This window comes from Actinoplanes sp. NPDC051633 (assembly GCF_040681735.1).
Lineage (GTDB): Bacteria > Actinomycetota > Actinomycetes > Mycobacteriales > Micromonosporaceae > Actinoplanes.
Genome location: NZ_JBFAZH010000954.1, coordinates 1 through 3,037 on the forward strand (window position 1 = coordinate 1; position 3,037 = coordinate 3,037).

Annotated in this window: 5 protein-coding genes; all 5 read right to left on the minus strand. The window is 73.7% G+C overall.

The window, feature by feature from the left end:
- Window positions 1–445: hypothetical protein (locus AB0M20_RS35065; RefSeq protein ID WP_364304750.1), on the minus strand; the 445-nt coding region annotated here is incomplete at its 3' end.
- 102 nt (window positions 446–547) lie between these two features.
- Entirely contained in the window at window positions 548–1,222 is a 675-nt protein-coding gene (locus tag AB0M20_RS35070) for a GntR family transcriptional regulator (RefSeq protein WP_364304752.1), read from the minus strand.
- Between the two features lie 52 nt (window positions 1,223–1,274).
- A complete protein-coding gene (locus AB0M20_RS35075) occupies window positions 1,275–2,150 on the minus strand; it encodes a biotin-dependent carboxyltransferase family protein (RefSeq protein ID WP_364304754.1) in 876 nt (291 codons plus the stop codon).
- Window positions 2,150–2,767: an allophanate hydrolase subunit 1 gene (locus AB0M20_RS35080; RefSeq protein WP_364304756.1), complete on the minus strand. Its 618-nt coding sequence runs from the start codon at window positions 2,765–2,767 to the stop codon at window positions 2,150–2,152. The genes AB0M20_RS35075 and AB0M20_RS35080 overlap by 1 nt, the downstream gene beginning before the upstream one ends.
- A partial coding sequence (locus AB0M20_RS35085; RefSeq protein ID WP_364304758.1) for a DUF1445 domain-containing protein occupies window positions 2,764–3,037 on the minus strand: 274 nt, incomplete at its 5' end. The genes AB0M20_RS35080 and AB0M20_RS35085, both read right to left, overlap by 4 nt.

The window sequence follows — 3,037 nt, forward strand, 5'->3', positions numbered from 1 at the left end:
GCGGCAGCACCGCCACGCAGGTCAGGCCGACCGCGCCGCACAGCAGGACGACGAAGGGCTTCTCCGGGTCGCCGTAATCAAACGCCAACTGCAGGATCAAGCCGAGAAGGATCGCCAGGATCGCGAGGACGAGCCAGCTGAGCGCCCTGTGCGAAAGCGCGACCACCGCGATCGCGACACTGATGGGTGCGATGGAGATCATCGCGACCTTGGAGATCGAGCTCAGGGTGAGACCGATCAGGTACGCGAGCACGCTGACCACGACCGCCAGCGCCACCGGGTTGAGGTCCTGCGCCGCGGCCCGGATCCGCTCGACCAGGGCGTTGCCGGTCACCGACTTCGGGATCTTCGGCAGCAGCACCCAGCCCGTGAACAGCCACAGGTAGCCGGCGGTGAGATGGGCCCGGATCTCGCGCAGACCCGGCAGGAACTGGGTGAACGCCACGCCACCTCCTCCGCCGCCTGATGATCACCGTAAAGGCGCGACGGGGCAGGGAGCATCGGCCATCAGGGCAGGTGACCCCCGCACCACCCGTTAGGGGTTGGCTTAGTGCAGGGCGGCCAGCACGATCCGCTCGGAGGTGAGCAGGTAGTCGTGCAGCTGGTCGGCCGCGCGCGGTGCGTCACCCGCCTCGTACGTGGTGGTGATGTCGTCGTTCAGCGCCACGAACGGGCGGTGCAGCGCCTCGTAGTCCTTCGCCGACGCGAACGCCAGGCGCAGCTCCGCGGTCAGCTGGCGCATCCAGCCGTCCAGGCGCGGACTGCCGGCCAGGGCGACGATGTGCTCGTGGAAGTGCATGTTCGCCGTGCCGACCGCGCGCCACTCGCCTCGGGCCGCGGCGTCCTTGGCCTCCTCCACCGCGGCGCGCATCAGCTGCGCCCGCGGCGGGTCGATCGGCGCCTGCCGCAGCGCCGTGCACTCGAGCAGCCGGCGTACCCGGTAGATGTCGGCGATCTGCGCCGGCGTCAGCGTCGCCACGAAGACGCCGCGGTGCGGCTCGCGCACCAGCAGGCCCTCCTCGATCAGCGTCGAGAACGCCTCGCGCAGGGTGTTGCGGGAGACCTTCAGCGGCCCGGTCCACTTGGTCTCGGACAGTCGCTTGCCCGGGGCGAGCTCGCCGGTGATCATCCGGTTGCGCAGGTCAGCCACGGCCCGGGCGGCCGATCCGGGTTCCGCCCGGTCCTCCGCGGCCGCCTCGTCACGCCCGTTCGCAGTGGTCACGAGTTCAGTCAACCAGTCGCCTCCGCGAGCCGTCACAGTGGTGGCCCGGGACTCATCCGAAGCCCGGAAGCGGGTCGGCCGCGACGAAGCGCACGCGCCGGCCGGGGCGGGTCTGGGCGGCACGGTCGGCGGCTTGCGGGGTCAGCACGGCGATCACCGGATAGCCGCCGGTGACCGGGTGGTCGGCCTGGAAGATGATCGGCTTGCCGTCGGGCGGCACCTGCACCGAGCCGCGGACGACGCCTTCGCTCGGCAGCTCCTCGGTGCGGCGGCGCTCCAGCGCCGGCCCGTCCAGTCGCAGGCCGACGGTGTCGCTGGCCGGCGTGACGGTGTACGTCTCGCGCAGCAACGTCGACACGGCGTCGTCGGTGAACCAGTCCTCCCGCGGCCCGAGATCCACTTCCAGCTCGACCACCTCGCCGGTTGGCGGGGCGCCCGCCGCGTCGGGTGCCACGCCGGCACCGGCCTCCGGTGCCGGGCCGATGGGCAGCTCGTCGCCGGGCTTCGGGCGAGGCGGCCCCACGCCGGCGGGGTCGGTGGAGCGGGAGCCCAGCACCGGGGGCACATCGATGCCGCCGCGCACCGCCAGGTACGACCGCAGCCCGGTCCGGGGCATGCCCAGCCGCACCTCCGCGCCGGCCGGGACCTCCACCGCCCGGTCCGCCTGATGCGCCGCGCCGTCGACGGTCAGCGTCGCGTCGGTGCCGCTGACCGCCACCACCGCCGCGGCGTCGAACCGGACTCGCAGCCCGCCCAGCGTGCATTCCAGCGCGGCGGCCTCCGGCGGATTGCCGACAAGACAATTCGCCCGCGCCAGCGCCGCCCGGTCGGCCGCGCCGGACGGCGCCACCCCGAGAGCGGCACGGCCCGGCCGGCCGCCGTCCTTGATGACGACCAGCGGCCCGGTGCGCACGACCGTCATGAACATCAGGACACCGCCTCGAACTGGACGCGGACGCCGGGGCGCAGCAGCGCCGGCGGGTCCCGGTCCAGGTCCCAGACGCGCGAATCGGTGTGGCCGATCAGCTGCCAGCCACCGGGGCTCTCGTTGGGGTAGACGCCGGAGAACTCGCCCGCCAGGCCCACCGATCCCGCCGGGATCCGGGTGCGCGGCGTGGTGCGGCGCGGGACCGTCAGGCGCGCGTCGCCGCCGATGAGGTAGCCGAAGCCCGGCGCGAAGCCGGTGAACGCCACCGTCCACGTGGCCGAGGTGTGCAGGTCGACGACCGCGTGCGGGGAGAGGCCGAGCAGGGCGGCGACCTCGTCGAGATCGGGGCCGTCGTAGCGCACTCCGATGGTGACCGATCCCAGGTCGGGGCGCTCGCGGGCGTCGACGCGCACCGCGGACGCCGCGTCGCGCACCGCGGCCGGTGAGGTCACCGCCGGGTCGAGGCGGATCAGCACGGTCCGCGCCGCCGGGACCAGGTCGATCACCCCGGGCAGCGCCGCCGAGCGCAGCGCCGCGTAGAGCGACAGCGCCGCGTCCAGGTCGGCCACCTCGGCCAGCACGGCTTCGCGGCCGCAGCGCAGGAAACGGGTGCTCATATCTGGTATTCCGTGTCGGGGACGTCGGTGATCAGCATGTGGCCGGGCGCGTGGGTGATGGCGAACGGCACGCCGGAGGCCATCACCGCCGCCTGCGGTGTCACCCCGCAGGCCCAGAACACCGGCACCTCCCCCGGCTTGATGGCGACCGGGTCGCCGAAGTCCGGCGCCGACAGGTCGGCGATGCCCAGCGACGCCGGGTCGCCGACGTGCACCGGCGCCCCGTGCACCGACGGGAAGCGCCCGCTGATCGTCACGGCGGCGGCGACC

Coding starts and splice junctions, on each gene's coding strand:
- AB0M20_RS35080 (WP_364304756.1), bottom strand. CDS start 2,767: ATGAGCACCCGTTTCCTGCGCTGCGGCCGCGAAGCCGTGCTGGCCGAG.
- AB0M20_RS35075 (WP_364304754.1), bottom strand. CDS start 2,150: ATGTTCATGACGGTCGTGCGCACCGGGCCGCTGGTCGTCATCAAGGAC.